We start from the raw sequence: 2487 nt of genomic DNA on the forward strand, positions 1-2487 counted from the left end.
CCGTCGTTCGTCGGACCCGGCGGCGGACCTGGCCCTCCGAACGGACCTTCAGACCTCTCTGAAGGATCGCGCGGAAAATATCATGATCGTTGACCTGTTACGTAACGACCTCTCGCACGTTGCAGTCCCCGGCAGCGTGATCGTCAGCCGGTTGTGTGAGATTGAAAGCTACGCCACCGTGCACCAGATGGTCAGCACCATCGACGCCCAGTTGCGGCCGGGCGTCTCCCGGACCGAGGCCGTGTCCGCGGCGTTCCCGGCCGGGTCGATGACCGGGGCACCGAAAATCAGCACCATGGCCATCCTTGACCAGCTGGAGGCTGCCCCGCGCGGGGTGTATTCGGGCGCCGTCGGCTACTTCTCCCTGACCGGTGCAGCGGACCTCGCCGTCGTCATTCGCACCCTGGTGCTTGAGGACGACGGCGGCGGCACCCGGCTCAGCCTGGGCGTCGGAGGAGCGATCACTGCCGATTCGGATCCGGACGATGAGTGGGAAGAGGTGCGCACCAAAGCGTTCGGCGTGCTGTCAGGCCTCGGGTCCGCGTTCCCGGATAGCTAAGGCTGATGAATGGGGCCGCTGCAGTCTGGAATTGGCTGCGATGGGGCCGCTGCGCGTCGTTTCACCGCAGGAACGGCCCCCAGGCCAAGGTCCGCCGCTTGCAACCGGCAAGGCTGGCGCTGGGGGCCGTTTCTGGTGAGATCCGGCCCCCAGGCTGACCTAGCGGCGGACTTTGCGACGGCCGCTAACGCCCTCGGCGACGCCGATCAGCAGTACTGAGGCGATGACCGCTACGATGAATCCGAAAACGTTCAGCTCGAAGATGCCCCCGGTGCCGAGAAGGTTCGCGATGACGCCGCCGATCACTGAACCGGCAAGTCCCAGCAGGAGCGTGGCCAGCAGCCCAAGGTTCTGCTTCCCGGGCTTGATCAGCCGTGCCAGCGCGCCGATGATGAGTCCTGCAACGATAAATCCGATCACAATAACTGTCCGTTCTTTGGGGTCTGCCCCGTTACTACGAGGCCGCGTGCCGTTGGTAACACTACTGATGAAATTCTATCCGGTGCCGGTTGGCACGGGAAAATAGGAGGGGTGCGGCACCGTCATCCGCGTCAGTGAGGCAACTAAGCTGATCGCATGACTGTTCTTGTGTTCCTGGATCCCGCCCACGACGACGGCCGCGTCGTCGACGCATCACTGCCACAGCTCATGGCGACCGACCTTGGCGCAACGCGCGGGGACGGCATATTCGAGTCCCTGCTGGCCCTCAACGGAGAAGCCCGGAAGGTGCAGGCGCACCTGGACCGGCTCGCCTCATCAGCCCGGGCCCTTGACCTTGATCTCCCGTCCGAGGATGCCTGGCGGCGGGCCATCACCACCGCACTCGACGAGTACGCCGCCGGGGCTCACGTCCAGGCTGATACTGAGCTTGCCGTGAAGCTCATGGTCACCCGTGGGGTTGAGGGAGCTGACGCCCCGACGGCGTGGGTTCAGGTGGCGCCGGTGCCGGCGAAGACCCAGCAGCAGCGCAGGGATGGGCTTGCGGTCCTGTTCCTGGAGCGCGGGTATGACAGCACGGTGGCGCAGCGGGCACCGTGGCTGCTCATGGGTGCCAAGACGCTGTCCTACGCGGTCAACATGGCGGCGGTCCGGTACGCGCGGGCGCACGACGCCGACGACGTCATCTTCACCTCATCGGACGGCAAGGTCCTTGAGGGTCCGACGTCGACAGTCCTCCTGGCACGGGTCCGGGACGGCGTCAAGACCCTACTGACCCCGCAGCTGGAAAGCGGGATCCTCCCCGGCACATCGCAGAGTGCGTTGTTTACCGTGGCGAAGGCCGCCGGCTGGGAACTCGGGTACGGCCCGCTGGTGCCCGCTGACCTGTACGACGCCGACGGCGTGTGGCTGATTTCCAGCATCCGTCTCCTCGCACCGGTCAACTCCCTTGACGGTCAGCCGATCACCACCACCCCGGAGCTGACCAGGGAGCTGTCGGAGTTGGTGGCGAAAATTTCCTGAGGCCGGTTGTCGAACCCGGCCTACCCCAACCGTCAGGGGAAGGAGTTCGCCAGGCGCTGCGCCGAGGGTCGGCACCTCTTGACGGGCGGCGCCGAGCTGCAGCCGCCCACCACGGCGCGGATCCTGCGCGGTGGGAGCGTTGGTATGACGACGGCCCGTACACGGAGACCGCCGAACGGCTGGGCGGTTTCTCCCTGGTGGAAACCGACGCCCCGGAGGCACTGGCGGAATTCGTCAATGAGTTGTTGGCTGATACCACCGGGCCTGCTGAAATCCGGGCCATCATTCGACCACGCGAGGGCAGCTAAATGAAAATTGCAGTGTTTCTATACCAGGATGAGTCGATCTGGGCCAACGCCACCGAGGCCGAAGTGGAACAGTACATGGCCCAGCACGACGCCTTTTCCGAGGCGGCCCGCCAGCAGGGAAAGATCGTCGCGGGTGAGGCGCTCCCCAGCGTCTCGACC

The 2487-nt window shown here is 65.5% G+C and carries 2 protein-coding genes and 1 pseudogene (1 of these 3 running past the window's edge); 2 read left to right on the forward strand and 1 reads right to left on the reverse strand.

Translation table 11 applies throughout. The features are described 5' to 3' along the window. A pseudogene (locus B384_RS17160) lies at positions 1–559 on the forward strand (chorismate-binding protein) (it extends 1612 nt beyond the left edge of the window). A 159-nt stretch (positions 560–718) separates the two neighbouring features. Here the strand turns inward: B384_RS17160 and B384_RS0100090 are convergent. Further along, entirely contained in the window at positions 719–979 is a 261-nt protein-coding gene (locus B384_RS0100090; protein ID WP_019481110.1) for a GlsB/YeaQ/YmgE family stress response membrane protein, read from the reverse strand. A 156-nt stretch (positions 980–1135) separates the two neighbouring features. Here B384_RS0100090 and B384_RS0100095 point away from each other — a divergent pair, with 156 nt between their 5' ends. Next, positions 1136–2020, forward strand: a complete 885-nt coding sequence (locus B384_RS0100095) for an aminodeoxychorismate lyase (RefSeq protein WP_019481111.1) — start codon at positions 1136–1138, stop codon at positions 2018–2020. The last annotated feature ends 467 nt before the right edge of the window (positions 2021–2487 follow it).

It is taken from the genome of Arthrobacter sp. TB 23, from assembly GCF_000294595.1.
GTDB lineage: Bacteria > Actinomycetota > Actinomycetes > Actinomycetales > Micrococcaceae > Arthrobacter_D.

Coding starts and splice junctions, on each gene's coding strand:
- B384_RS0100095 (WP_019481111.1), top strand. CDS start 1,136: ATGACTGTTCTTGTGTTCCTGGATCCCGCCCACGACGACGGCCGCGTC.